At 62.9% G+C, this 26,330-nt stretch carries 19 protein-coding genes; 10 read left to right on the forward strand and 9 right to left on the reverse strand.

Going from position 1 to position 26,330, the window contains the following annotated elements:
* Positions 1 to 43 precede the first annotated feature (43 nt).
* Positions 44 to 6,703 (reverse strand): hypothetical protein, encoded by a 6,660-nt coding sequence (locus tag FHX11_RS03110; RefSeq protein WP_184354940.1) that lies wholly within the window; start codon positions 6,701 to 6,703, stop codon positions 44 to 46.
* A 489-nt stretch (positions 6,704 to 7,192) separates the two neighbouring features.
* Here FHX11_RS03110 and FHX11_RS03115 point away from each other — a divergent pair, with 489 nt between their 5' ends.
* On the forward strand, positions 7,193 to 7,561 hold the full coding sequence (locus tag FHX11_RS03115; RefSeq protein ID WP_184354942.1) for an Hpt domain-containing protein: 369 nt from the start codon (positions 7,193 to 7,195) through the stop codon (positions 7,559 to 7,561).
* Between the two features lie 145 nt (positions 7,562 to 7,706).
* Positions 7,707 to 8,027, forward strand: a complete 321-nt coding sequence (locus FHX11_RS03120) for a 2Fe-2S iron-sulfur cluster-binding protein (RefSeq protein ID WP_184354944.1) — start codon at positions 7,707 to 7,709, stop codon at positions 8,025 to 8,027.
* Positions 8,028 to 8,406: 379 nt separating this feature from the next.
* Here the strand turns inward: FHX11_RS03120 and FHX11_RS03125 are convergent, their stop codons facing one another.
* Entirely contained in the window at positions 8,407 to 9,027 is a 621-nt protein-coding gene (locus tag FHX11_RS03125) for a DUF922 domain-containing protein (protein WP_184354946.1), read from the reverse strand.
* Positions 9,028 to 9,205: 178 nt separating this feature from the next.
* Here FHX11_RS03125 and folP point away from each other — a divergent pair, with 178 nt between their 5' ends.
* The 3 genes from folP to folK are packed head-to-tail and all read left to right on the forward strand — an operon-like array spanning position 9,206 to position 10,885.
* The gene (gene folP, locus FHX11_RS03130; protein WP_210292335.1) at positions 9,206 to 9,994 is read left to right on the forward strand and encodes a dihydropteroate synthase; all 789 of its coding nucleotides are present in this window, start codon (positions 9,206 to 9,208) and stop codon (positions 9,992 to 9,994) included.
* Positions 9,995 to 9,999: 5 nt separating this feature from the next.
* On the forward strand, positions 10,000 to 10,362 hold the full coding sequence (gene folB / locus FHX11_RS03135) for a dihydroneopterin aldolase (protein WP_184354950.1): 363 nt from the start codon (positions 10,000 to 10,002) through the stop codon (positions 10,360 to 10,362).
* A complete protein-coding gene (gene folK / locus FHX11_RS03140) occupies positions 10,355 to 10,885 on the forward strand; it encodes a 2-amino-4-hydroxy-6-hydroxymethyldihydropteridine diphosphokinase (protein ID WP_184355794.1) in 531 nt (176 codons plus the stop codon). Before folB ends, folK begins: the two co-directional genes overlap by 8 nt.
* 62 nt (positions 10,886 to 10,947) lie before the next feature.
* On the opposite strand, the gene FHX11_RS03145 is transcribed toward folK, so the two are convergent.
* The 4 genes from FHX11_RS03145 to FHX11_RS03160 form a co-directional block, all read right to left on the reverse strand.
* The gene (locus FHX11_RS03145) at positions 10,948 to 11,499 is read right to left on the reverse strand and encodes a hypothetical protein (protein ID WP_184354952.1); all 552 of its coding nucleotides are present in this window, start codon (positions 11,497 to 11,499) and stop codon (positions 10,948 to 10,950) included.
* Positions 11,500 to 11,611: 112 nt separating this feature from the next.
* Positions 11,612 to 12,694 carry a TIGR01620 family protein gene (locus FHX11_RS03150; protein ID WP_184354954.1) on the reverse strand — a complete coding sequence of 361 codons (1,083 nt, stop codon included), beginning with the start codon at positions 12,692 to 12,694 and terminating at the stop codon, positions 11,612 to 11,614.
* The gene (locus FHX11_RS03155; protein ID WP_184354956.1) at positions 12,691 to 14,166 is read right to left on the reverse strand and encodes a YcjX family protein; all 1,476 of its coding nucleotides are present in this window, start codon (positions 14,164 to 14,166) and stop codon (positions 12,691 to 12,693) included. The genes FHX11_RS03150 and FHX11_RS03155 overlap by 4 nt, the downstream gene beginning before the upstream one ends.
* 119 nt (positions 14,167 to 14,285) lie before the next feature.
* Positions 14,286 to 14,777 (reverse strand): histidine phosphatase family protein, encoded by a 492-nt coding sequence (locus tag FHX11_RS03160; protein ID WP_184354958.1) that lies wholly within the window; start codon positions 14,775 to 14,777, stop codon positions 14,286 to 14,288.
* Between the two features lie 279 nt (positions 14,778 to 15,056).
* Between FHX11_RS03160 and dksA the strand changes: the two genes are divergently transcribed.
* The gene (gene dksA, locus FHX11_RS03165; protein ID WP_184354960.1) at positions 15,057 to 15,476 is read left to right on the forward strand and encodes an RNA polymerase-binding protein DksA; all 420 of its coding nucleotides are present in this window, start codon (positions 15,057 to 15,059) and stop codon (positions 15,474 to 15,476) included.
* A 96-nt stretch (positions 15,477 to 15,572) separates the two neighbouring features.
* Here dksA and FHX11_RS03170 read toward each other — a convergent pair whose 3' ends face one another.
* Positions 15,573 to 16,472, reverse strand: a complete 900-nt coding sequence (locus FHX11_RS03170) for a flagellar biosynthetic protein FliO (RefSeq protein WP_184354962.1) — start codon at positions 16,470 to 16,472, stop codon at positions 15,573 to 15,575.
* Positions 16,473 to 16,760: 288 nt separating this feature from the next.
* Between FHX11_RS03170 and FHX11_RS03175 the strand changes: the two genes are divergently transcribed.
* Both FHX11_RS03175 and FHX11_RS03180 read left to right on the forward strand, forming a co-directional pair.
* Positions 16,761 to 19,376: a PAS domain-containing sensor histidine kinase gene (locus tag FHX11_RS03175; protein WP_184354964.1), complete on the forward strand. Its 2,616-nt coding sequence runs from the start codon at positions 16,761 to 16,763 to the stop codon at positions 19,374 to 19,376.
* Between the two features lie 105 nt (positions 19,377 to 19,481).
* A complete protein-coding gene (locus FHX11_RS03180; protein WP_184354966.1) occupies positions 19,482 to 19,982 on the forward strand; it encodes a metal-dependent hydrolase in 501 nt (166 codons plus the stop codon).
* A gap of 106 nt (positions 19,983 to 20,088) precedes the next feature.
* Here FHX11_RS03180 and FHX11_RS03185 read toward each other — a convergent pair whose 3' ends face one another.
* Positions 20,089 to 21,015, reverse strand: coding sequence for a pseudouridine-5'-phosphate glycosidase (locus FHX11_RS03185; protein WP_184354968.1), 927 nt, complete (start codon positions 21,013 to 21,015; stop codon positions 20,089 to 20,091).
* 46 nt (positions 21,016 to 21,061) lie between these two features.
* Positions 21,062 to 22,006, reverse strand: a complete 945-nt coding sequence (locus FHX11_RS03190) for a carbohydrate kinase family protein (protein ID WP_184354969.1) — start codon at positions 22,004 to 22,006, stop codon at positions 21,062 to 21,064.
* Between the two features lie 239 nt (positions 22,007 to 22,245).
* Between FHX11_RS03190 and recA the strand changes: the two genes are divergently transcribed.
* Positions 22,246 to 23,334, forward strand: a complete 1,089-nt coding sequence (gene recA / locus FHX11_RS03195) for a recombinase RecA (protein WP_184354971.1) — start codon at positions 22,246 to 22,248, stop codon at positions 23,332 to 23,334.
* A gap of 273 nt (positions 23,335 to 23,607) precedes the next feature.
* A complete protein-coding gene (gene alaS / locus FHX11_RS03200) occupies positions 23,608 to 26,268 on the forward strand; it encodes an alanine--tRNA ligase (RefSeq protein ID WP_184354973.1) in 2,661 nt (886 codons plus the stop codon).
* The last annotated feature ends 62 nt before the right edge of the window (positions 26,269 to 26,330 follow it).

Below are 26,330 nucleotides of genomic sequence, written 5' to 3' on the forward strand. Positions count from 1 at the left end.
GCATTGACCGGGGATTTTTGGTTTCACCTATCATGCTGAGATCTCAGCTCAGGCGGCCCGCCGCGTGCGCCAGCATGGTGTAGACCTTGCCGGTATCCGAGGTCAGGTAGGACTGGGTGACGCTTTGGTCGCGGTCGGTGCGGGCGACGTCCGCCAGGAGCTTTTCGAAATCGGCGATATAGCGGTCGACGGCGGTGCGGAATTCCGGCTCGCGGTCGTACTTGCGCTTGATGTCGTCGAAGGTCTGCTGGCCCTTCAGCGTATAGAGGCGGCGGGTGAAGACGTCCCGTTCGCCACGCTGGTAGCGGCGCCACAGATCGACCGAGGCGTCGTGGTCGATGGCGCGGGCGATATCGACCGAGAGCGAGTTCAGCGATTCCACCACATGGCGCGGATTGCGCGTCGCACCGGCTTCGGCCGGGGCGCGCGGCGCCGGCTGGCGAGCGGGCTGTTGCAGGTCGCCGCGTTCGTCGCGCGATGCACCGCGCAGGAGATCGCTGATCCAGCCGCCGCCTGCCGCTTCCTGGCGGGTCGGCGCCGGCGTCTCGGCGGGCCGTGGCTGCGGAACGGCCGGGCGGTCGGTGGCGATGGAGCCGCGCAGGCCGAGGGTTTCGATCGGAGGCTGCTGGGGCTGCGGAGCCGGCTGTTGCGGCACGGCCTGCTGGACCGGCGCCTGCGGCGCGGGCTGCTGCGGTCTGGGCGCCTGAGCGGTCGGGGCGGGAGCTGCCGGGCGAGGCCGCTGAGCCGGCTGGACGTCGGCAAGGGCGCGGGCTGCCGGCTCGGAAATCTCCAGCTGCTGCGTCGAGCGTCCGACGATCTGCGAGATGTCCTGCAGCGCCTTGATCTGCTCGGCGACGGCGCGGCGCATGGCGGCAGCGCTTTCCTTGGCCTCTTCCGGCAGGTCGAAGGCGCCGCGCTTCAGTTCGCTGCGGGTCAGATCGAGTTCCCTGCGGATATCGCTTGCCGAGCGGCGGATTTCGTCGGTCGCGCCGGAGAAGCGGCCGACCGCGTCATCGACGGCGATGCGCAGCGTTTCGCGAAGCTGCTGGGCGGCGCCATCCGACGTCTTGCCGGCAGCGGCGAGCATCTGTTCGACATCGGCGATCGAGGCCGAAAGGCCGCCGCGCAGGCGATCCGTCAATTCGCCCGAGCGACGCTCGGCGTTGGCGAAGGTGCTCTCGACGGTCTGGTTGGCTTCCTCGCCAGCCTTCTGGATCGAGCCGCGCATGCTTTCCGCCGCCTGTTCGGCGCGCTTTTCCGCATCGGAGAGAACGCGGCCAATATCGGCGAAGGAGGCCTGCATGCCCTGGCGCAGATTGCCAGTCACCTGGTTGGAACGCTGCTCGGCGCGCTCGAAGGCGGTTTCGACCATGCTGCCGAGGGAGCGCATGGTGTTTTCGATCTCTTCCGAGCGCTGTACCAGGCCGATGGCGAGGTTCTGAAGCGCGGTTTCGCGCTCCTCCAGTGTCGAGACGAGGTTCGATTGCGCCGCGCCCAGAAGCTGGGATGCCTGCGACAGGACCTTGGAATGCTCGTCGAAGCGGCCGATGATGCCGCCGACCTGCGACAGCGTCTTGCCGGAGATCTCGGAGAGCTTGTCCACCTTGCCTTCGAGCAGGCGCGTCGAGGCCGCGACCATTTCGCCGGCCTTTGCCGCGGAGTCGGCAAACTGGGCGGAGGTAACGCCGAGGCGGTCGTCGATGCTGCTGAATTCCTGGGCAGCGTTGTTCAGCATGCCGACGATGGTGGAATTGTTGTCCGCCAGCCGCTCGATGATGCCGTTGACGCTGGCGAGCAGGTTGTTCTCCAGCGCGCTAACCGTGCTGGCGGCATGTTCCGTACGGGCGGAAATGGCGGCCAGCGTATCATTGGTGCGCGAGGCGATGGCGCCGATCAGGGCGGCATTCTCGGCGCGCAGCCGGTCGCTGCTTTCCTGCGCTGCCTGCGAGATCAGCGCAGCGGCTTCCTGGCCCGTTGCAGCGTAGCGGTCGACGATCGGACGCGCCTTCTCGTCGATCAGACGCGACAATTCGGTGGAGCGGCCCGCGAGCATAGAGTTGAGTTCGCGGGTGCGCTCGTCGAGCGTCGTGCGGATCGAGGTGCCGCGGGCTTCCAGAGCCTTGTCGACATCGGCGAGCGTCGAGCTGATCTCGTGGGCGCGCTGCTCCAGGCTGGAGCGGATCGCATTGCCGCGCTCATCGAGCGCGCGTTCGACCTGTGCCATGGTGGAGGCGATCTGTTCGCTGCCGCCGGCAAGCGTATCGCGGATGGCGGCGCCGCGCGATTCCAGCGAATGTTCGGCGGAAGACAGCGCCTGCGAGATGGCGTTCACCTGGTTGCTGACCAGTCCCTCCGCCTCGGCGACCTTGTTGACGATGGCATTGCCGGCTTCCGAGAAGGTCTGGGCGACGGCGGCGGCCTGGCCTGCCAGGCGATTGTGCGTTTCGGAGACGCGGGTGACGATCTCTTCGGAGCGCTCGCTCATGGCGCGGGTGAAGGCATCGCTGCGGTTGCCGAGGTCGTCGGCGAACTGCTGACCGGTGCGGGCGAGCAGGTCGGCCGTGCGTGTCGCTTCGCTGTCCATGCCCTGCGCGGCATCGGCGACGGCGGTGCGCAGCGTCGTGGCGAGATTGGTGGCCTTGCCTTCGATGGTGCGGTTGACGGCTTCCAGGCCGACATTGAGCGCACGGTCCATCGTCGACAGGCGTTCCTCGATGCGGGCGCTGCCGCTTTCGAGCGCCTGGCTCAGATTGTTGGTCCGGCTGTCGATGGCCTCGGCCATGGAAGCCAGCCGGGCGTCGAGCGCCGAGGTGAGGCGGGCCGAAGCATCGTCGCCGCTGCTGTCGATGCGGGCCGCGCCGCTCGCCAGCGTATCGGAGAGCCGGCTGCCGGCGGCATCGACCTGGGCGGCCACGCCGCCCACGCCGTCATGGATGCGGTTTTCGAGGGCGGAGAGGCTGGCCTCGACGCGCGAACCGGTTTCGGCGAAGCGGCTGGTCATGCCGTCGATCGACTGGTTGAGGTTGGTCGAGAAGGTCTCCGCCGAGCGGGCGATATCGCCGGCTGCCTGCTGGATGCGCCCGGCAATGTCGCCGGCGCCGCTGCTCAAGCGCTCCTCGAGCGTCTTCGCGCTGGTGTCGATGGTCTGGCGCAGCGAGGCCTCGCGGTCCTCAAGCGACATTTCCAGCATGCTGGCGCTGGTGGCGATCGAGGTGCCGATGGCGGTCGCCTGTTCCATCAGCGTGTTGTCGATCTGCTCATGGGCGTCGCGCAGCGTCAGGCTGATGGCGTTGCTGCGATCCTCCAGGGTGGAGCGCATGCGCTCATAAGCGGAGGCGAGGTTTTCGTCCATCTGCGACAGGCCGGCGCCGAGGGCCTTTTCGACCCGTTCCGCCGAGCCGCCGACAACGCTCTCGATGCGCTCGCTGCTGCTGCCGAGCAGGCCGGAAAGTGCATCCGTATGCGCGCTGAGCGAACGGTCGAGGCGCTCCTGGTTTTCGGTATAGGCGGCGCGAATGGCATCGGCCTTGTCGCCAAAGGCGCCGGCAACGCGGGATTCCGCGCCGGAGACGCTGTCGAGCAGGGCATTGGCGCGGGATTCGAGCGTGCTTTCGAAGCGGCTCTGGTTCTCGGCGAGAGAGATGGCGAAGGCCATGCTCTTGTCGTCGAGCGTATCGGTCAGCGCGGCATGGCCCTGATTGATCGACTGGGCGATCGCTTCGGCGCTGTTTGCCAGCGTTTCCTCGATGCGAGCCTGGTTGTCGGACAGTGCGATGGCGAGCGCCAGCGTCTTGTCGTCCAGGCTGCCGACGATCTTGTCATGCGTGCCGGCGACGGTGTCGGCAAGCGCATCCATGCGGCTTGCGAGCGTATTTTCCAGGCGCGACTGGGTATCGGCCAGCGAGGCGGCCAGGGCGGTCGCCTTCTGGTTCAGGGTGTCGGCGACGGCGCTGTGGTTGTTGGTGAAGGCGCTAGCGATCGCCTCGGCGCGGTGAGACAGCGTTTCCTCGAGGCGCGACTGACCCTGGTTCAGGGCATCGGCAAGCGCCTTGGTCTTGCCATCGAGGGTGTTGGCGACCATTTCCGCATGGCCGGCGACGGTATCGTCCAGACGTGCCTGGCTTTCGGAGAGGGCGATGGCAAGTGCCATGGCCTTGTCATCGAGCGTGTCGGCAATCTTGCTATGGGTATCGGCCAGGCTGCTGGTCAGGCTTTCGGCACGGCTGGTCAGCGTGTCTTCGATGCGCGACTGTCCTTCCGAAAGGGCAATGGCGAGCGCCATCGCCTTGTCGTCCAGCGCATCGGCAATCTTGCTGTGGGTATCGGCCAGGGCGCTGGTCAGGTTTTCCGCGCGGTTGGCGAGCGTGTCCTCGATGCGGGATTGTCCGTCAGAGAGGGCGATGGCGAGTGCCATGGCCTTGTCGTCGAGCGTATCAGCCAGCCTGTCGTGCGTATCGGCGACGGTGCTGGCAATGGCATCGGCTCGGCTCGCCAGCGTGCTTTCGAAACGGTTCTGGCTTTCGGCAAGCGATGTCGTCAGCTTGGCGGCGCGTTCGTCGAGGGCCGAGGTCAGGCTCTCATGGGTGCCGCTGACGGCATTGAGGATGCCGGCCGAACGGTCCGCCAGGGTCTGTTCGAATCGGGACTGATGGTCGGTGAGCGCGCCGAAGAGGGCGCTGCTGCGCTCGGCCATGACGGCGTCGATATGCTCATGCGCGGAGCCCAGCGCCTGGGTGATCTCGCCGGTGCGGGCGGAGAGCGTGTTGTTGATCTCGCTGACGCGGCCAAGGAAGGTGTTGGTCAGCTCGCTGGTGCCCTTGTTGAGGGCGGACGAGATATCCGAGGTGGCGGTTTCCACGGTTTTGGTGAATTCGCCGGAATGGGCCGCGAGCGTGCTGGTGAGCTCGCTGGAACGGCCGCTGAAGGTCGAGGCGAGTTCTTCCGTGCCGCTCTGGAGCGCGGCGGAGACATCACGCGCCACGCCCTGCACGGCGGAGGCGAATTCGCCGGCCTTCGAGCCGATCGCGCTTTCGAGTACTTCCTGGCTGGTGGCGAGCGTCGTTGCCAGCGCGAAGGACTGATCGGTCAGCGAGGAACCCAAGCGTTCGATGCTGGAGGTCAGGATGCCGTCGATCGCGTCCGAACCGCCGCTGAGCGTCTCGTTGATCCGCGTCAGGCTTTCCGACAGCTTGCTGTCCAGCGAACCGGCGCGCTTGTCGAAGGCGGAGGTGAATTCGGAAACGCGTTCGTCGAAGGTGGTCGAGAGCTGCGCCACGGTCGATTGGAACCGCTCTTCGAAGAAGCCGGAACGCAGATCGATATCCATGATGGCGTCGTCGGCGGTCGATTGCAGGCTCTGGCGGAAGCTCGCGCCCTTTTCGTCGAGGGAGCGGTTCAGCTTGGAGAGCACGTCGTCGAGCGTGCCGGTGATCGAGCGTTCGCCGCCGGTCAAGCTTTCACTGATCTCGCGGGTGCGGGCAACCAGCGTTTCGTTGAGCTGGCGGGCGCGCTCGTTGAGAGCGGTATTCAGCTTCTCGGTATTGGCGTCGAGCGTGGATGCGCGGGTTTCGAACTGGCCGAGCAGGTCTTTGCCGCGTTCGGCCAGCGTGGAGGACAGCGCGTCAAGGCGAGTGTCGAATTCCTGGCTTAGCGCGAAGCCGGAGGCATTGAGGTTCTGCAGCAGGCTGTCGGTCTTGGCGGCGAGCAGCGTGCCGAGCGCCTCCACGGCGGAATCCGACTTTTCCATCAGGGTTGCGGCGCGGGTGTCGATCATCGAGGCGAAAGCCTCGCCCGAGGTCGACAGGCGCACGGCGATCTCTTCGGTCGCCAGCGACAGGTCTTCCTTGATCTGCTCGTGCACGCCGACGATCGAGGAGCGAATGCGTTCGGCATGATTGACGATCGCGTCGCGTTCGGAGCCGAGTTCGTGAACGAGACCGCGCACGCGCAGTTCGTTGTCGGCGTAGCTGCGCTCCAGCGCGTTGACTTCGGTGTGGACCAGGGTTTCGAGCTCGGTGGCGCGGGCGATGGTGCGCTCGATGCCTTCGTTCATGGCCGAGACTTCGCGGCGAACGGCCTGGCCGACCGTCATGATCCGCTCGGAAGCAACCGTTTCGGGCTCAACCAGGCGCAGGGCCACTTCCGCCATGGAGCGGGCGGCATTGCGCATCTCGTGGGCTCGCGAAATCATCATGCCGAAGGCATAGAAGAGCAGTACCGGAACGACGATGCCAATGATGCAGGCAATCAGGCCGGGCAGGGCGGCAAGATCGGCGATCGAGCGCAGGCCGCGGATCTGTTCGCCATAGAGCAGGAAGGCGAGGCCGGCGCCGCCGATGATCCAGAACAGGGAGACTATGGTGGCGTTGCGGACGGCTCTGCTTTGCGAGCCGCCGTCGAGCGCCTTCAGAATGCTGGCCGGGCTGGCGCGATTGGCGTCATTGGCGGGTGCGAAGACGGGGCTCTTCGGCGCCTCGGCGGGACGGGCGGTGGTACCGCGCGCAGCAGACGCCTTGTGGGACGCATCTTCCTGGGACTGTTTTGCAGGCGGATTGGATGGCTCAGACACACTTGCCTCCGGGGCATCGGATGTTGAATTGCCGCGAGACTCCAAGTTCTCTTCACTGAAATCGATCTGCAGCGCTTCGTCCAATGCCTGGAAGGCCTTGTCCTCGATCGACTCGATGTACTTTTTGTTCGCCATACGGTTACGCCTCGTTACAACTCACTCGGGCCTGCCGTGTCTCTTCCGGAAATCCGCCGTGTCCGGAAAAGACGAACCCTGCCTCCCGGGGTCATCCGTTCCCGACCGGAGCCGAGATGGATTTCCCATTACATTTCAGAGTGGATAACCGCTTTATCAAACGGAAGGTATGAAAACATTACCACTATCCACTTTCCGGGCAAAGGCATGCGCCATGAACCCAATTTAACAGTATCGTAGTGACACATTCCCCCAGACGTGACAATGAATTCCACCGTCTTGTCATCACGGCATTAAGCATTTGTTAACATTTTTTGCCTGCGGAGCCGGGCGAAAATCTAATAATTTAGCCATGTTTAACGCGTGTTAACCATATCGGGAAATTTGCGCCCCGAATGTGCCAAAATTTAACTCGATGGCCATTCGCAGGCCGCAAGCATGCGGCAGATCCCAAAGAAGTCATAGATATAAAGACGGGAGAGTTGGCACATGGCAGCATTGAATATCGCGTTCGAAGCCCCGGACAATTCGCGTGGCGCGGCGCCATCGCGGGACCGGGCAATCGACCTGGTTCATCTTGCGAAGCAGACGATGGGCGACAAGGCCCTGGAAGTGGAAGTGCTCCAGATGTTCGCCCGGCAGGCGCGGTCCTGTCTGCAGGAGATCGGCAGCGGCGACGGCAAGCGCATCCGTGCGGCGTCGCACCGCTTGAAGGGAGCCGCAAGCGCGGTCGGCGCATTCAAGGTGGCGGACGCTGCCGATGCGCTCGAAAGCGATGCCGGCGACGCCTCGCGCATGGCCGCGGTGACGGCCTGCGTCATCGAGGCCGAGAATTTCATCCTGAAGCTGTCGCGCTGAGCGAAGCTGTAGCAAATCACGGATTCTTGTCACGGCGCCGCCGAGGGAATAGCCCCTTCGGCGGCGCAAATGTTGACTGCCTCCGGGAATTGTTGGAAGAAAATCCCATATCTTCCTTCACACACGAATACCGGACATCACCCACATGACCAAACTGACCATCGTCGCTTTCGACGGCACGCGTTTCGATCTCAATGCCGACGAGGGCTCCACCGTGATGGAAAACGCCGTTCGCAATTCCGTGCCTGGCATCGAGGCTGAATGCGGCGGCGCCTGTGCCTGCGCCACCTGTCATGTCTATGTGGACGAGGCCTGGACGGAGAAGGTCGGCGGCCCGGAGCCGATGGAAGAAGACATGCTGGACTTCGCCTTCGACGTCCGTCCGACGTCGCGCCTCTCCTGTCAGATCAAGGTGACGGCGGCCCTCGACGGGCTCGTCGTGCATGTTCCCGAACGCCAGGCCTGAGAGCCGGCGACTTTCCATCGTCATCTGTCGGCAAAAAAGATGCCTCGCTCAGCTTGTCGCAGCGAGCGAGGCAAGGCGGGCGCATCACCGACAGGCAAGGGAGGAAACACCTGCGGCTTCAGGACGCGCCAGGAGAACACCGGCAATATGCGTCACAAACAGAACTCTGACAGGTCTTTGCGAAAAGCTTTTCTCTTTCCGCTTTTGGATCCGTCAGCATCGGATCAGCGCTGTTACTGAGTAGGAAAAACCTATTTCAGATTCTCGTAAAGTTCAAAGAGCGGAACTGGCGAACGATTCACAGCTTATAGTGACAGTTTTCACACAGTCGCCGTGATCGGGCTGCGATTTTCGCGGCAAGAGTGCCGCGATGGCATGCTCATTCGCCATATCGGCGGGTGCGATAGGTCAGCAAACGCTGCATTCGGGTCTGGAAGTTGAGTGCTTCGATTCGGTCGAATCGGGCCTGATCCCTGTCATGCAGTTCGGTTTCGCGCGTGGTCGCTTCGTTTGCCATGTTTTGGAGTATGTCGCAGTTGCGTGCGGGCGGCAGGGCGAGGATTGCCTGTTCCATCCTGCGCGCATGCTGGCGTGCGATTTCCACATGCCGATCCTCGTGGCGGCGGATGTCGGCCGAGAGCGTGTCCCAGATCACGGACAGCTGACGGCTCGCGCGCCGCCGGTCGCGCCAGCGCGGCAGGATCACCTCGGTATCGACCGTCACCTTCACGTTTGCGATGCGGCAGCGCCCGTTTCTTTCCTCGTAGGTCGCGTTGCCGCCGAAGCGGATTTTCGTCGCTCCGGGATGATGGCTGCTGGAACCCATGGCGATCGGTCCATGCGCGTTCAGTGCCGCATCGAGCGCATCGGCTGTATCGCCCTTGATATCGAAATAGGAAATCGATTTGCGGGCGATCACTTCCGCTTCGGCCGGACCGGAAATGCCATACATAAGCAACAGGATAAGCGAGACACGTGCGTGTCGGGATGCAAGCGGCATTCGTACTGCTACCAGGTTGAACTTCGATCAAGCTTGCGGCATAGCCACTGCGAGCGCAATATCAAGCGCGAGGTTTTTTCGTTTTCAATGGGATGGATGGTTCGTGACGGAGCTTCGCAGCCATAGCTGGCATGTCGCGCATGGGCGCAGCCTCGATGTCGGCGAACACAGCGTCATCATGGCGATCGTCAACGTCACCCCGGATTCCTTTTCCGATGGCGGCCACTACGAGGCGGTCGACGCCGCGGTCGCGCATGCGCTCGCCTGCATAGAGGAAGGCGCCCAGATTATCGATATCGGTGGGGAATCGACCAAGCCGGATGCGGAGGCCGTGAGCGCCACGGAAGAGCAGGGGCGGGTGCTGCCGGTGATCGAGGCGATGCGCGCCAAGACGGACGCGCTGATCTCGATCGATACTTATCGCGCCGACACCGCTAGACTTGCCATCGGAGCCGGCGCGCATATCGTCAACGATGTCTTCGGCCTGCAGCGCGAGCCGGAAATCGCGACGCTGGCCGTGCAGACGGGTGCGGGGCTCTGCATCATGCATACGGGCCGGGAGCGACAGAAGCTGACCGATGTCATCGACGATCAAGTGCTGTTTCTCAGCCGCTCGCTCGATATCGCCGCTGCGGCCGGCGTAGCCAAGCAGAACATCGTGCTCGATCCGGGTTTCGGCTTCGCCAAGGATACGCAGGAGAACCTGGAGCTGATGGCGCGCTTCACGGCGCTGCATCGTTTCGAACTGCCGCTGCTGGCCGGCACGTCGCGCAAGCGCTTCGTCGGCGCCATTACTGGGCGGGAAGCACAGGACCGGGACGTGGGAACGGCCGCAACCAGTGCGATATTGCGGTTGCAGGGTGCTGCGATTTTTCGGGTACACAATGTCGCAATCAACAGGGATGCGCTGGCGGTTGCGGATGCTATTCTCAGGACACGGGCGAAATTAGGCGGCAGGACGCCATAAGCGATATGATCTACACCATCACCCTTCAGAATTGCGCTTTCTTTGCTCGCCATGGCGTGCATGACGAGGAGGAATTCCTCGGGCAGCGCTTTTTCGTCGATGCCGAACTCGATGTCGAAGCCGGCAATGCGCTGGAGCGGGATTCCATCGACGATACCGTCAATTACGGCATCGCCTTCACCGTCATCGAGGAAATCGTCACCGGCCGGCGGCGCTATCTGATCGAGGCTCTGGCGCTCGATGTCGCCCGGGAGCTGTGTCGGCGTTTTCCGAGCATTCGCCGCGCAAAGATCACCGTGCGCAAGCCCAATGCCCCGGTTCCGGGCGTTCTCGATTATGTGCAGGTGAGCGTTGAACATTTTGCCTGAAAGCGGCTTCGGGAACGGTTCGATCCGCGCCACCCTCGGATTGGGTGGCAATCTCGACAATCCCGTGCGGGCGATGGCGCTCGCCTTGCGGATGCTCGATCAGCGCGCGGACTGCCGCGTGGCTGAGGTTTCGCGTCTTTATCGCACGCCGCCCTGGGGCAAGACGGATCAATCCTTCTTCTATAATTCCTGCGCCGCCATCGACACGACGCTGGCGCCGGAAGCGCTTCTCGACGTCTGCCTGGATATCGAGCGGGAGATGAAGCGCGTGCGGCTCGAACGTTGGGGCCCGCGCACGATCGATATCGATATCCTCACCTATGGCGATGTCGAACGGATCGAGCCGCTGCTGACGATCCCGCATCCGCGCATGACCGAGCGAGGCTTCGTGCTGATGCCGCTCGCCGACTTCGCTGTCGATCTCGTCGTCAAGGGACGGAAAGTGGGGGATTGGCTGAGCGCGGTCGACGTGCAGGGCATCGAAATTGCCGATGAAAGCCGGGATTGGTGGCGCTCCACGTAAGCCAAAATGAAGCGGCCGGCATTGGAATACCGGCCGCTTCAGGAGCAAATCTCGAATTTATTCTATTCGATCGAGCCTACAGCCATCTGATCGACATCGGCGCGCTGCAGCGTGACGCCGATGACCGGCACCATTTGCTCGCCGACCTTGACCGAGATCGTCACGTTCATCGACTTATTGTCGGTGACGCGGGCAATCATCGCGCCGTTCAGCTTCTGGCGGTTGAGGCCGAGCACGACCGTACCGTCATTGACGGTGCCAGAGGTGACGTCCAGGCCTTTACCGGCCGCGCCGTCGAGGAATTTGCCGCTGTAGCTGCCGCCGCTCTGGGTAATCTCGGCCGACATTGGCTGCTGGAAGACACCGACCCGGCAGGTGCCATCAAGCTTGACACCGGCATTGCTGCCGTCGAGCGCCTTGCCCGTCAGGTTGCAGGTGAACTTCGTGCCCTTGTACTTGCCGGCGACGATTTCTCCTGGCCCCTGCCAGACGCCGGCAACGGATTGGAAGAAGGTTTTGTCACGGGATGCCGCATCGGCTGAATGCACCCAAGCACCTAAGGAAAGGGCCGCGGCGGCTAAGCCGCTAACAAGAAGAAACTGGCGCGAAAACATGGACATTCCCTAACGAAGAGGAACCTGAAACTGGTGTCCACTTTTGCCTCAGAATGGTTAATGCTTGGTTTCCTGTGCGGCCGAAAGCCGTTAATGCCGGCACATGCGAGCGTCAGCGGCCGGTGATGTTCGGGGCGAGATCGCTGGCGAAATCGCCGATGCCGGGCCGTTTCAGCGCCCTGAATGACAGAGGGCGGCAAAGGTCCATGGCGGCAATGCCGATTCGTGCCGTCATCATGCCGTTGACGACGCCTTCGCCCAGGCGCGCCGAGAGTTTCGAGGCGAGACCGTGGCCGATCAGCTGCTGCAGGATGCTGTCGCCGACCGCGATGGAGCCGGTGACGGCAAGATGGGCGAGCACGTCCGTCATCAGCCGGATCATGCCGAGCGTTCCCGGCCTGCCGCCATACAGTTCGGCCATGGCACGCACCAGTTTGGCCGATTCGTACAGCACGTAGAGAATGTCCACCAGCGCGCGCGGGCTGACGGCGGTGACGACGGAAACGCGCTTCGAGGCGCCTAGGATAAGGGCGCGGGCGCGACGGTCGAGCGGCGCCAGCAGTTCGCGCTCGGCAAGCTCGATCAGGTGCGGCGCGTCGATGATATCATCCTCGGCCGCCTTTAGCGTCGCCCGGCCTTTCGCCGTTTCCGGATTGGCTTCCAGCAGGGTGCAGAGACGCGCGACCAGCGCTTTCGCACGGGCAGGGCGCGTTTCCGCCATGGCTGTGTCGGCCTCCGTCTTGATCGTCTGCACGGCGGCAAGCCGCATCATGCCGGCGGTTTCGCGAATGACGATGGCAAGGACGGCGAGAATGCCGATGGCGAGCACGGCAAGAGCCGTATAGCCCAGCCAGTCGGCGCGGCTGAAGAGGTCACGAATCAGCTGGTCGGTCCAGAGGCCGAAGGCGAGCGAGAGCAGGATGCCGAGGGCGCTGAGCGCGACCTTGCCGAAGGAGAAGCCCGGCCGGCGCGGTATGGCAATGGCGTCATCGGGTGCGGCAAGCGTCGGGTTGAGGAACGGATCGTCCTCGTCCGGCGTCAGGACGATTTCGGTATCGAAGCTCTGTGGCTTGCGGCGCGGCGTTTCCACGGTTCTTTTCACATTCGCGGCATTCCCGGACACCTCCGGTTCCAGCGAAAAGGCGGCCGGACGGCGGGAAAGGCCTTTGGGGTCGTCTTCGGTCGGCTTCGTCATGCGAGGCGGTCTCCGAACAGGAATTGCATGGCGCGGTCGAGGCGGATATGCGGCACGGACAGCTTGATGCCGCCGCCGGTCTCGTCCAGTTCCGGCGGGCGGAAACGGACAACGCACACCTCGGGCAGATGGACGTTCGTCGCGCCGGGATCAAGGGCTTCGAAGAGCCATTGCGGATTGGCGGGCAGGTCGCCGGGGAAGATCGCCGTCTTGCGGTTGCCATCGAAGATCTCGCCGTCAATCTTTTCCCCGGCCATCGGCGTGCCTACGATGACCGGCAATGTCTGGCCGTCGCGTTTCACGGTTGCCTCGCGCGTGGCGCGGACGGAGGCGAGCGCCATGACGTCTATGCCGGCTCCGGCCATGCCGATGCGGTCGATGGCGCGCTCCACCAGCCGGCGCGTCAGCGCTTCCAGCCGGTCATGGCTTTCGTGATGCAGATGATCCGCCTTGGTCGCCGCGACCAGCACGCGGTCGATGCGGCGGCCAAGCAGAGAGGAGAACAGGGAATTCGTGCCGGGGCGGAAGCAGGCGAGCACATCCGTCAGGGCGCGTTCGAGATCCTGCACGGCTTCGGAACCGCGATTGATGGCTTGCAGCGCGTCGACGAGCACGATCTGACGGTCGAGACGGGCGAAATGCTCGCGAAAGAAAGGTTTGACCACCACGGATTTATAGGCCTCGTAGCGCCGCTCCATCATCGCCCAGAGCGAGCCCTTCTGCGGCATGGTGCCGGCCGGCGGCACGAGCGGCGCGAAGGTCAGCGCCGGCGAACCATCGAGGTCTCCGGGCAACAGGAAGCGGCCGGGCGGCAGGGTGGACAGCGAGCGCTCGTCGGATTTGCAGGCTTTTAGATAATCGGCAAAGGCGGAGGCGAGATCGCGCGCCGCCATCTCGTCGGCGGGGGCGGCAATATCGGCCGCCTGCGTCATCGCCAGCCATCTTTCGGAAAGTTCGGCGCGAATGCCGGTTCTTGCCAGCGCCAGCGTCTCCTCGCTGAAGGTGCGATAATCCTTGCCGAGCAGCGGCAGATCGAGCAGCCATTCGCCGGGATAGTCGACGATGTCGATGGAAAGGCGGCCTGGCGAGAATAGCCGGTTCCAGCCGCTGGCGCTCTGGTAATCCAGTGTGATGCGCAGTTCCGAGATCGCGCGCGTCGAATCCGGCCATATGCGCTCCTTCACCAGCGCGCGGATATGGTCCTCGTACTGGAAGCGCGGCACGGCATCATCCGGCTGCGGTTCGAGGCGGACGGCCGAGACGCGGCCGGACTGAACCGGCTCGAGCAGCGGCAGGCGGCCGCCATTCAGCAGATTGTGCACGAGGGAGGAAATGAAAACGGTCTTGCCCGAGCGCGACAGGCCGGTGACGCCAAGGCGAATCGTCGGGTTGACGAGGCCTGTGGTGCGGTCGACGAGATTGTCGAAGGCGATCAGAGCGTCGTCCGTGAAGGAGGTCAGGCTTGGCGGCAAGGCGGAATCCCTGAATGACAGCGTGGTCGTCAATATAGGAAGCGATGGGGAATCCGAAAAGATCGGCGCGCCTTACGGTGGAAAACCCTATTGTGGATCGCCGCTTGGTCTCGCCGTTCCTATTCGGTGAGGAATTCCTTCAGGATCCAGCCGGAGCGCGTCGCGTCGACAACGGCAAGCCCCGCCGTCGGAAATCCGTTGGGCAGGGCCGCCGCCAGGGCGTCGTGACCGATCAGGGCCTCGAGGGTCTGTTCGATGACCGGATTGTGGCCGACGAGCATGACGGAATTGACGGTTGTCTGCGAGGAGATGATGTCGAGATAGGTGTCGAGGGTCGCATTGTAGAGAGCATCGACAAACAGGAATTCCGGGGCGGGCGTCATGGCGCGGCGAACGGCGTCGGCGGTCTGGCGACAGCGCAGCGCCGTGGAGGAGATGACAAGATCCGGCTTGTAGTCCTTGTCGGCTGCCTTGTCGGCGACGATCTCGGCCGCGGCATAACCGTCGTCGCTCAGCGGACGGTCGAAGTCCCTCTGGCCGGGGGTGGCGTGCTGGGCATCGGCATGACGGAGAAGGTAGATCCTGGATGGTGGCGGCGAGATGCTGGTCATGGCGAAGTTCCCACGCTTTATCGTCCTTTGACGTATCGTCTCATCCCATGCGCCGTCAACTACGCCGCAATCGCCGGAGCAGGCATCCAACGGCCATTCACGCGAAGGTTACACCGAGAGCATAATTTTGATATTGCAAGAATATGATGAAAAAATAGACCTTTAGCCGAATTTTGTGACAAATTTAAAAATCCGTTTACAGCGTCTATTTGGCTTGAATCGATACTACCGGTTGGGATATACACCCCGCGATATGAGATGTTCTTCAGGAGAATCGCGTTGAGTGAGAAGATCGATCTTAGCAATTATGTGCCCTCGGAAACCGAGGAGTTCATGAATGTGCGTCAGCGGGCTTATTTTCGAGCGAAGCTCGTTGCCTGGAAAAATGATATTCTAAGAGAAGCGCGCGAAACTCTCGATCATCTGGCCGAAGAAAGCGCAAATCATCCCGACCTTGCTGATCGGGCCTCCTCGGAGACAGACAGAGCCATCGAACTTCGGGCTCGTGATCGTCAGCGCAAGCTCATCTCGAAAATCGATGCGGCCCTGCAGCGGATCGAAGACGGTACCTATGGCTATTGCGAGGAAACCGGCGAGCCGATCGGCCTGAAGCGTCTCGATGCGCGTCCGATCGCAACCTTGTCGATCGAAGCGCAGGAGCGTCACGAGCGCCGCGAGAAGGTCTATCGCGACGAATAGGGTTTTGCGGGCTTCAGCGGAGCGCAAGGATTGAAAAAGGCACGGCGGATATCTCCGCCGTGCCTTTTTGATGTTCGCAGAACGTTTTGGCGCGTGCTACTTGTCGCGGTTGACGCTCATTTCGCCGAAAATACGGGCGACTTCCTTCTGAAGGGCCGCGTCCGAACCGGTGATCGGCGGCGCAAGTTCCGGATCGCGGCGCTGCACGGCGGGAGCCGCTGGCTGCTGTTGCACCTGACGTTGCTGCGGTGCATTGGGAATGATCCGTTCAGCGGTGAGATTGTTCGCCATTTCCGCCTCCAGGACACGCTGGAAATCCGAATCGGGTTCGCGTGCCGGCGGCGGCGCGACTGTCGGCGCCGCGGTGACGGCCGGAGACGGCTGCTGCGGCAGAACCACATGACGCGCGGCATCGAGTATGTCAGCGGCTTCAGCCTCCGTCAGGATCGCGGCGGTCTGAGCCGCGCGCTGCTGCTGGGGCTCGGGAGGCTGCGGCTGCGCGACTGCCGGCGCGGCGGCACGTGCGACGGGCTCGGCGGCCAGGGTCGGTTCCGTCTTCAGATAAGCCTCGATCCTGGCTTCCGCCGGTTGGGGCGGCTGTGGCGCTGGAGCCGGCTGGGGTTCGAGGCGCGGTATCTCCAGGGCCTGTTCAAGGCGTCGTTCGGCGGTAATCGGCGCTTCGGCGGACGCGGCTGCTCCGGCCTTGGCCGGATCGGAAATGCCGGATTCGATCACGATGTCGGTTGGGCCGCCGATCATGATGAGATGCTCGATGCCGTCCCGGCGGATGAGCACAAGCCGGCGGCGGGCATCGACGGCGGCGGCGTCCAGCACCTGCAGGCGCGGTTGGCGGTTCTTGCCGCCACGCACGAAGGGCGATGGCGCCCGGCTGCGCAGAATCCACAGGATGCCGATCAACAGGAGAAGGGCAATGCCAACTCCACCGGCTGCAAGAAGAAAGCGGCTGCCATAGGCTCCGGCGATGTCGTCCCACATGTCGAGATACTCCGTAATTTTCCCCGATGTCGTGGCCTGCCGCTGCGAAACGGCGGGCCGCGCGCCTTCCTCTTGTCTTGATATGAGGCAATCATATGGACAGGTGCGCCTCCGAGACAAGATAATATCATTCTTTGTCCGGCGCTCTTCCTTGTGAATACAAGCCTTTCTGGTCCCGCAAAGCTTTTTGCCGATGCGGCAAATTGCTAAAGAAGATTCGACAAGTCCGAATCCGTTAACCCGTCGAGTGCATGACGTGACGCGGAAAAGGGCGGAGACGAGGGGTTTATGACGAAGCAGCGTCAGTCCGACGAGTATAGCGTACCGCTGGTGGACCGCGGGGTTCGTTCGGGCACGGTGCTGCGCATCATCCTGCTGGCGCTTGTGCTGGTTGCGGCCGCGGCTGCCTTCGTGATCTTCAAGGATCAGCTCGACAATGAGGCGGTGCTGGGCGGGCTCGGCATCCTCGCCATGGTCGGTATCTTCTTCCTTGTGTCCTCCATCATCGGCTTCGTCGAAGTCATGCCGCAGACGCAATCCGACGGGCTGGCGCGCTCCTTCCTCAACAGCCATCCGGACGGCACGCTGATCACCGACGAGAAGGGCCGCATCGTTTACGCCAACGCGGCCTATGGACGGCTGACGGGCGCCACGAAGGCGACCGACGTGCAGTCGCTGGAGACGTTGCTGTCGCGCAATCGCGAATCCAACGAGGCACTCTATCGCCTGGCCAACGGCCTGCGCGACGGCAAGGAGGGATCCGAGGAGTTCCGGCTGCTCAAGCCGCTGGGCTCGGCGGAAGGCGGCGGCAATGACGGCCATTGGTACCGCCTCAAGGCGCGCGTCTTGCCGCCGGAATCGGGGCGCGGCAGCGCGCTGCACATCTGGCAGATCACCGACATCACTTCGGAACGGGACGATCAGGAGCGCTTCTTCAAGGAGTTGCAGAACGCCATCGACTACCTGGACCATGCGCCGGCCGGCTTCTTCTCGGCCGGCCGCAAGGGCGAAATCTTCTATCTCAATGCGACGCTCGCCGAATGGCTCGGATTCGATCTCACCAAGTTCATGCCGGGCTCGATGAGCATCGGCGATCTGGTCGCGGGCGAGGGGCTGGCGCTGATCCAGTCGGTCCAGGCCGAGCCGGGGCTGAAGAAGACCGTCACGCTCGATCTCGACCTGCGTCGCGCCAACGGTCAGAGCCTGCCGGTGCAGATCGTCCACAGCGTCACCTCGATGCGTGACGGCGCGCCGGGCGAAAGCCGGACTATTGTGCTGACGCGGCATAATGGTGGCGACAGCGAACAGTCCGCTTCCGCCGCCGCGATGCGCTTCAGCCGCTTCTTCAACAATACGCCCATGGCGATTGCCTCCGTCGATGGCGCAGGACGTATCCTGCGCACCAATGCGCCCTTCCTGAAGCTCTTCTCCGATCTCGTGTCGCGTGACGACATCGAGCGGGGAGCAGCGCTGGAAATGGTGGTCAACGAAAGCGACCGGCCGCGGCTCGAGGATGCGCTTGCCGCCGCCAAGGACCGGCAGGGCGATATCCCGCCGATCGATTCCCGCAATCCCAAGGACGATACGCGGCATTTCCGTTTCTATATCAATGCCGTCATCGACCAGACCGACGAGGCGCCGGAAGAGGCGGCGATCGTCTATGCCGTCGAGGTCACCGAGCAGAAGGCGCTCGAGACCCAGATGGCGCAGACACAGAAGATGAACGCCGTGGGCACGCTCGCGGGCGGTATTGCGCATGATTTCAACAATGTGCTGACCGCGATCCTCCTGTCTTCGGATCACCTGCTGCTGCAGGCGCGACCATCCGACGCCAGTTTCGCGGATCTCATGGAGATCAAGCGCAATGCCAACCGCGCCGCCGTGCTGGTACGCCAGCTGCTGGCTTTCTCGCGCAAGCAGACGATGCGGCCGACGATCCTCAACCTGACTGACGTGATCGGCGATCTGCGTATGCTGGTCGAGCGGCTGCTCTCGGGTACGCATGTCAAGCTGGATGTCGACTATGGCCGCGATCTCTGGCCGGTGAAGACCGACCTGTCGCAGTTCGAGCAGGTGCTGATCAATCTCTGTGTCAACGCCCGCGACGCGATGCCGGGCGGCGGCACGCTGACGCTGCGCACGCGCAATCTGCCGGCGGCGGATGTCGCAGCCTTCAACTATGCCTATCTGCCGCATGAGGAGATGGTGCTGGTCGAGGTCAGCGATACCGGCACGGGCATTGCGCCGGAGATCATGGACAAGATCTTCGAGCCCTTCTTCACCACGAAGGAAGTGGGCAAGGGCACCGGCCTCGGCCTTGCCATGGTCTATGGCATCATCAAGCAGTCCGGCGGCTATATCCATCCGGAATCGGAAGTGGGCAAGGGCACGACCTTCCGTATCTTCCTGCCACGCCACATCGTCGAAATGCCGGCGATAACCGAGGGACAGACGCCGGAAAGCCGCGAAGTCTCGGCCATGGACCAGAGCGTCGCCGCCATGGTTCCGGCCGACGAGCCGGCCGACCTTACCGGCAAGTCCGCCGTCGTGCTGCTGGTCGAGGACGAGGAAGCGGTGCGTCGGGGCGGCAAGCGCATGCTGGAGACACGCGGCTATACGGTCTACGAGGCCGGCTCCGGCGTCGAGGCGCTGGACATCATGGACGAGCTGGACGGCAATGTGGATGTCGTCGTCTCCGACGTCGTCATGCCGGAAATGGACGGTCCGTCGCTGTTGCGCGAGCTGCGCAAGAAATATCCGGACCTGAAATTCATCTTCGTATCCGGCTACGCCGAGGACGCCTTCGCCCGCAACCTGCCCGCCGACGCCCAGTTCGGCTTCCTGCCGAAGCCGTTCTCGCTGAAGCAGCTGGCGGTGGTCGTCAGGGAGACGCTGGATAAGTAGATGAAATTTTATCGGGAATGAGACTGCAAAATAAAGCTATAGAACGCAGCCCGCAGCAAGACAGCGGACAAAAGCCGGTCACAATCGGATGGCAGCAACTGCAGGATGTTTATCGCTCATCTTCCCGCAGGCTATATTCTCTCGAAACTCGTTATGCGGCGAGATGCCCTCTACAAGAGGTCGCTCGTGGGCGTCGCTTTGGCGTGTTCCGTTTTACCGGACGTGGATCTTGCCTATTTCTATCTCATCGACCAGCGAAGGCATGCTCACCACGATTATCTCACACACACGCCGATATTTTGGCTCGCGATAGCTGGTATTTTGGCTGTTGGGCTCATCGCTTGCCGCAAGAGCTCGTGGCTGATATTTGTCGCGATGGGCCTGCTCAGCATATTGTTGCATCTCGTCCTAGACACGGTTGCTGCCGACATCCGCTGGTTATATCCGTTCAGCGATCGCGCCTTTAATCTCGTTCAGGTGCCGGCACTTTATCAGCCTTGGTATCTCAACTTCCTCTTTCACTGGACGTCCTGGATCGAGCTCGCAATTTGCCTTCTGGGAATATCCATCTTCTTGAAAGACATTTTCCAGACGAGGCCACAGTAGCCACATTCGTGGCAGGTCGAAGGTCAGAGCACGTCACCTAAAAGTCGGCTCGGTTGCCCATACTCACCTGAATATAAAGGGCGGCATGTTGCCGCCCGTCATTCCATTACTCCGCCAAAGCGACCGCAATCTCCGCCGCAAGCCGCGCATTGTTCTCGACCAGCGCGATATTGGTCTTCAGGCTGCGGCCGTCGGTGAGGTCGAAGATGGTGCTGAGCAGATAGGGCGTCACCGCCTTGCCGACGATCTCGTCGCGCTCGGCGCTGTCGAGGGCGCGGGCGATGTAGATTTCCATTTCCTCGCGCGGGATTTCGTCAGCTTCCGGCACGGGATTGGCGATCAGCATGCCGCCGTCGATGCCGAGCTGTTCGCGGGTTGCCTGGAAATTGGCGATCGCGGCCGGGCTGTTCAGCGTCAGCGGGCTCGGCAGGCCGGAGGCGCGCGACCAGAAGGCCGGGAATTCGGCGCTGTCATAGGTGACAACCGGAACGCCGCGGGTTTCCAGCACTTCCAGCGTCTTCGGAATGTCGAGGATCGCCTTGGCGCCGGCGCAGACGACGATGACGCCGGTGCGGGCAAGTTCTTCAAGGTCGGCGGAAATATCGAAGCTTTCCTCGGCGCCGCGATGCACGCCGCCGATGCCGCCGGTGGCGAAGACCTTGATGCCGGCGCGGGCGGCAGCAATCATCGTCGCGGCGACCGTGGTCGCGCCCGTGCGGCGTTCGGCGATCGCGAAAGCGAGATCGGCACGCGAGACCTTCATCGCGCCCTCGGTCTTGGCGAGCGCCTCCAGCTCTTCCGGCTCAAGGCCGATATGCAGGACGCCGTGGATGACGGCGATCGTCGCCGGCACGGCACCCTCCTGGCGGATGATCGCCTCGACGCTGCGCGCCATCTCGATATTGCCGGGATAGGGCATGCCATGGGTGATGATCGTCGATTCCAGCGCTACCAGCGGCGCGCCGCGCAGCTTGGCGGCGGCGACTTCCTTCGAATAGGAGATCGGCAGCAGGGGGGAGATGGCTTTGGTCATGGTCTAGTCCAATCGGCTGAAACAGGAAATGCGAAATCAAAGCGCTTCATGACAGAATTGCGGCTTCAGGAACAAGGGCCAACATCGTCTTCAAAAGCGCGGGCGAAAGATTTTCCGCCGTGGCGAGGGGAGATTGCACGGTAATGGCCGCCGCCGCCGCGCCATGGCGCACGGCCTCGCGGATGTCATGGCCGGCAAGCAGCGCGGCAAGGACGCCGGCGGCCAGCGAATCTCCCGCCCCGGTGACATCGGCGACATCATCGACCACGGGCGGCTGCAGGCTGACGATGACGTCCCGAGAAAAGGCGATCAATTCGCGCTTGCCGCGGGTGATCACGCCGCTCTTCAGGCCGAGCGCGCGCAGTCCGGCAACCCATTCGCGCGGATCGTCCGGCAGCAGCTCGGTCAGCGCCGCGGCCTCCGCCTCGTTGAGGAACAGGTGATCGATGCCATCGAGGCAGGGCTTCAGGCGCACGACCTTTGCCGGCGAAATGGCGATGGCCGCGACCGGCTTGCCGCAGCCGCGGGCCCGCACGGCGATGGCGCTCAGCGTCTCGGCCGGCAGATTGGCGTCGCAGAGGACAAGATCGGTCGTCTCGAAAGCATCGCGAATGGCGCGGATGGCGAGCCGCCGCGGCACGAACAGCTTGTAGAGCTCCATGTCGGCAAGGGCGATCACCAGATTGCCGTCACGCTCGAGGATGGCCGTGTAGCTCGGCGTCTTGCGGTCGAGGAAGACGAAGGGTCTGTCGTCGATGCCGGCGAGGCTTGCGGCTTCCGCCACCATCTCGCCGGCTGGATCGCCGCCGCGCGGCGACACGAGGCGTACATCAAAGCCGAGGCGGGCCAGATTGCGCGCCGCGTTGAAGCCGCCGCCGCCCGGTTCCTCGAACCATGCGCCGGGGTTGCTGGCGCCCGGTGCCGTCTCGCCGAAAATGCGGCCGCGCCGGTCGATATGAGCGCCGCCGAGAACGAGAATCTTCTTCGTCATATCGATCTCCTCAGCGGTCAAAAAGGCGAATCGAAGCCGTTGATAACATGTCGGAAATGGCTCTGGCGGACAGGTAAGTGCTTGGGATGAAAGAGGAAAACAAATATAGAACGAAATTCATTTTACCTTTTTCTTTCAATTGCTTGTTGTACCCTTGCGGCATGAGAACAAATAGAGTACACAATTCTCATCAGCGGCAACATTGCTAGAGCGGCTTCAATAACCTAAAGGTGGATCGGATGTCTCAGAATTCTTTGCGGCTTGTAGAGGACAAATCGGTGGATAAAAGCAAGGCACTTGAAGCGGCACTCTCTCAAATTGAGCGGTCGTTCGGCAAGGGCTCGATCATGAAGCTCGGCTCTAACGAGAACGTGGTCGAAATCGAAACTGTTTCCACCGGCTCTCTGAGCCTTGATATCGCCCTCGGCATTGGCGGCTTGCCGAAGGGGCGCATTATCGAAATTTACGGGCCGGAAAGCTCGGGTAAGACGACGCTGGCGCTGCAGACGATTGCCGAAGCCCAGAAGAAGGGCGGCATCTGCGCCTTCGTGGACGCAGAGCACGCGCTCGATCCGGTCTATGCCCGCAAGCTCGGCGTCGACCTGCAGAACCTGCTGATCTCGCAGCCCGATACTGGCGAACAGGCGCTTGAAATTACCGATACGCTGGTTCGCTCCGGCGCCATCGACGTTCTCGTTGTCGACTCCGTCGCGGCGCTCACGCCGCGCGCCGAAATCGAGGGCGAGATGGGCGACAGCCTGCCGGGCTTGCAGGCCCGCCTGATGAGCCAGGCGCTGCGCAAGCTCACCGCTTCGATCTCGAAGTCCAATTGCATGGTGATCTTCATCAACCAGATCCGCATGAAGATCGGCGTCATGTTCGGCTCGCCGGAAACGACGACCGGCGGCAACGCGCTGAAATTCTACGCCTCGGTGCGCCTCGACATCCGCCGCATCGGCGCGGTCAAGGAGCGCGAAGAGGTGATCGGCAACCAGACGCGCGTCAAGGTCGTCAAGAACAAGATGGCACCTCCCTTCAAGCAGGTGGAGTTCGACATCATGTATGGCGAAGGCGTTTCCAAGACCGGCGAGCTGGTCGATCTCGGCGTCAAGGCCGGCATCGTCGAAAAGTCCGGCGCCTGGTTCTCCTATAACAGTCAGCGCCTCGGCCAGGGCCGCGAGAATGCGAAGCTCTTCCTGCGCGACAATCCGGACCTCGCCCGCGAGATCGAGCTGTCGCTGCGCCAGAATGCCGGCCTGATTGCCGACCGCTTCCTGCAGAATGGCGGCCCCGATTCTGGCGATGAAGGCGACGCTGGCGGCGAATAACGAGTTTCGGGCGCAATTCCCGGCTTGATACGACCTGAATGCTTGAACCGGCCGCATTGTCCAAGGGATGTGCGGCCGGTTTTGTTCGTGCGGCTGGACAGCGCCCGGAGCGAACGATAAAAGCCTCTGACTTTGAAGCTAGAGCGGTTCAACTCTTCACGGAATCTTCGAACCGCTCTACGCTATTGTTTTAACGCAATTCCGGACGGAAAACCGCTACGCACTTTTCCTGGAATTGCTCTCGTTGCTGAGCGCAGGACTGAAGGGCATCATATGAGCGGCGTGAATGAAATCCGGTCGACCTTTCTCGACTATTTTAAGAAGAACGGCCATGAGATCGTGCCGTCGAGCCCGCTGGTGCCGCGCAACGACCCGACATTGATGTTCACCAATGCCGGCATGGTGCAGTTCAAGAATGTCTTCACCGGCCTGGAGCAGCGTCCCTACACGACGGCATCGACCGCGCAGAAATGCGTGCGCGCCGGCGGCAAGCACAACGACCTCGACAATGTCGGCTATACCGCCCGTCACCACACCTTCTTCGAAATGCTCGGCAATTTCTCCTTTGGCGACTATTTCAAGGAGCGCGCCATCGAGCTCGCCTGGAACCTGATCACCAAGGAATTCGGCCTCGACGCCAAGCGCCTGCTGGTGACGGTCTATCACACCGACGACGATGCCTTTAACCTCTGGAAGAAGATCGCCGGCTTCTCGGATGACAGGATCATTCGCATTCCCACCAGCGATAATTTCTGGGCGATGGGCGATACCGGCCCGTGCGGCCCTTGCTCGGAAATCTTCTACGACCATGGCGACCATATCTGGGGCGGCCCTCCCGGTTCGCCGGAAGAGGATGGCGACCGCTTCATCGAGATTTGGAATCTCGTCTTCATGCAGTTCGAGCAGATCACCAAGGAAGAGCGGGTCGATCTGCCGCGTCCGTCGATCGACACCGGCATGGGTCTCGAGCGCGTTGCCGCCGTATTGCAGGGCAAGCATGACAATTACGACATCGATCTCTTCCGCGCGCTGATCGAGGCTTCCGAGGAAGCGACCGGCGTGAAGGCCGAGGGCGAACATCGCGCCAGCCACCGCGTCATCGCCGATCATCTGCGCTCCTCCGCCTTCCTGATCGCCGACGGCGTGTTGCCGTCGAACGAGGGCCGCGGCTACGTTCTTCGCCGCATCATGCGCCGCGCCATGCGCCATGCGCAGTTGCTGGGCGCCAAGGAACCGTTGATGTGGAGGCTGCTGCCGGCGCTGATCCAGCAGATGGGCCGCGCCTATCCGGAACTGGTGCGTGCCGAAGCGCTGACCTCCGAGACGCTGAAGCTTGAGGAGACCCGTTTCCGCAAGACGCTGGAGCGCGGCCTGTCGTTGCTCAACGACGCGACCTCGGATCTGCACAAGGGCGACAGCCTCGACGGCGAAACCGCCTTCAAGCTCTACGATACCTATGGCTTCCCGCTGGACCTGACGCAGGATGCACTGCGCGCCCGCGGCATCGGCGTCGATATTTCCAGCTTCACCGACGCCATGGAACGCCAGAAGGCCGAAGCGCGCTCGCATTGGACCGGCTCCGGCGACAAGGCGACCGAGACCATCTGGTTCGAGCTCAAGGAAAAGCATGGTGCCACCGAGTTCCTCGGTTATGACACCGAGGCCGCCGAAGGCGTGATCCAGGCGATCGTCAGGGACGGCGTTGCCGTCGACAGCGCGTCCGCTGGGGACAAGGTGCAGATCGTCGTCAACCAGACGCCGTTCTATGGCGAATCCGGCGGCCAGATGGGCGATACCGGCGTGATCGCCGGCGACAATGGCAAGCTTTCGGTCAGCGACACGCAGAAGAAGGGCGAGGGCCTGTTCGTGCATGCCGCGACGGTCTCCGAAGGCACGATCAAGGCCGGCGACGCCGTCGTTCTGACGGTCGATCACAACAGGCGCTCGCGCCTGCGCGCCAATCACTCGGCAACCCATCTGCTGCATGAGGCGCTGCGTGAAGTGCTCGGCACCCATGTGGCGCAGAAGGGCTCGCTCGTCGCGCCCGAGCGTCTGCGTTTCGACGTCTCGCATCCGAAGCCGATGACGGCCGAGGAGCTGAAGGTCGTCGAGGATATGGCCAATGAGATCGTGTTGCAGAACTCGACGGTGACGACCCGCCTGATGAGCGTCGACGATGCGATTGCCGAAGGCGCGATGGCGCTGTTCGGCGAGAAGTACGGCGATGAAGTGCGCGTGGTATCCATGGGGCAGGGCGTGCGCGGCGGGAAGGCCGGCAAGCCCTATTCCGTCGAGCTTTGTGGCGGCACGCATGTCGCCGCCACCGGCCAGATCGGTCTTATCCGCGTTCTCGGCGAAAGCGCCGTCGGCGCCGGTGTACGCCGCATCGAAGCCGTGACGGGCGAATCCGCGCGCGACTATCTCGCCGAGCAGGATGACCGCGTGAAGACGCTGGCGTCGTCGCTGAAGGTGCAGCCGGCCGATGTCGTCTCGCGTGTCGAGGCGTTGCTGGACGAACGCCGCAAGCTGGAGCGCGAATTGGCGGACGCCAAGCGCAAGCTCGCCATGGGCGGCGGGCAGGGCGGTTCGGCCGATGCGGCTCGTGACATCGGCGGCGTCAAGTTCCTTGGCAAGGCCATTTCCGGCGTCGATCCGAAGGATCTGAAGGGGCTTGCCGATGAAGGCAAGACCAGCCTCGGTTCCGGTGTCGTCACGCTGATTGGCGTCTCCGAAGATGGCAAGGCCAGCGCCGTCGTTGCCGTCACCGAAGACCTGACCGGCCGCTTCAGCGCCGTCGATCTCGTCCGCGTCGCCTCCGCCGCCCTCGGCGGCAAGGGCGGCGGCGGCCGTCCCGACATGGCGCAGGCCGGTGGACCGGACGGCGCCAAGGCCGATGAAGCGATCGAGGCGGTTGCCGCGGCACTGGCTGGCTAAGACCAGGATTTATTTTGCTATTGAGTAACGGCGGGGGCGAACAATCCCCGCCGTTTTTGCTT

It is taken from the genome of Rhizobium sp. BK602 (genome assembly GCF_014195095.1).
Taxonomy (GTDB): Bacteria; Pseudomonadota; Alphaproteobacteria; order Rhizobiales; family Rhizobiaceae; genus Rhizobium.

Coding starts and splice junctions, on each gene's coding strand:
- FHX11_RS03150 (WP_184354954.1), bottom strand. CDS start 12,694: ATGACGAAGCCGACCGAAGACGACCCCAAAGGCCTTTCCCGCCGTCCG.
- FHX11_RS03180 (WP_184354966.1), top strand. CDS start 19,482: ATGTTTATCGCTCATCTTCCCGCAGGCTATATTCTCTCGAAACTCGTT.
- FHX11_RS03185 (WP_184354968.1), bottom strand. CDS start 21,015: ATGACCAAAGCCATCTCCCCCCTGCTGCCGATCTCCTATTCGAAGGAA.
- FHX11_RS03110 (WP_184354940.1), bottom strand. CDS start 6,703: ATGGCGAACAAAAAGTACATCGAGTCGATCGAGGACAAGGCCTTCCAG.
- FHX11_RS03190 (WP_184354969.1), bottom strand. CDS start 22,006: ATGACGAAGAAGATTCTCGTTCTCGGCGGCGCTCATATCGACCGGCGC.
- folB (WP_184354950.1), top strand. CDS start 10,000: ATGATCTACACCATCACCCTTCAGAATTGCGCTTTCTTTGCTCGCCAT.
- FHX11_RS03115 (WP_184354942.1), top strand. CDS start 7,193: ATGGCAGCATTGAATATCGCGTTCGAAGCCCCGGACAATTCGCGTGGC.
- FHX11_RS03125 (WP_184354946.1), bottom strand. CDS start 9,027: ATGCCGCTTGCATCCCGACACGCACGTGTCTCGCTTATCCTGTTGCTT.
- FHX11_RS03170 (WP_184354962.1), bottom strand. CDS start 16,472: ATGTGGGACGACATCGCCGGAGCCTATGGCAGCCGCTTTCTTCTTGCA.
- folP (WP_210292335.1), top strand. CDS start 9,206: ATGGCGATCGTCAACGTCACCCCGGATTCCTTTTCCGATGGCGGCCAC.
- recA (WP_184354971.1), top strand. CDS start 22,246: ATGTCTCAGAATTCTTTGCGGCTTGTAGAGGACAAATCGGTGGATAAA.
- alaS (WP_184354973.1), top strand. CDS start 23,608: ATGAGCGGCGTGAATGAAATCCGGTCGACCTTTCTCGACTATTTTAAG.
- FHX11_RS03175 (WP_184354964.1), top strand. CDS start 16,761: ATGACGAAGCAGCGTCAGTCCGACGAGTATAGCGTACCGCTGGTGGAC.
- FHX11_RS03120 (WP_184354944.1), top strand. CDS start 7,707: ATGACCAAACTGACCATCGTCGCTTTCGACGGCACGCGTTTCGATCTC.
- FHX11_RS03145 (WP_184354952.1), bottom strand. CDS start 11,499: ATGTTTTCGCGCCAGTTTCTTCTTGTTAGCGGCTTAGCCGCCGCGGCC.
- FHX11_RS03160 (WP_184354958.1), bottom strand. CDS start 14,777: ATGACCAGCATCTCGCCGCCACCATCCAGGATCTACCTTCTCCGTCAT.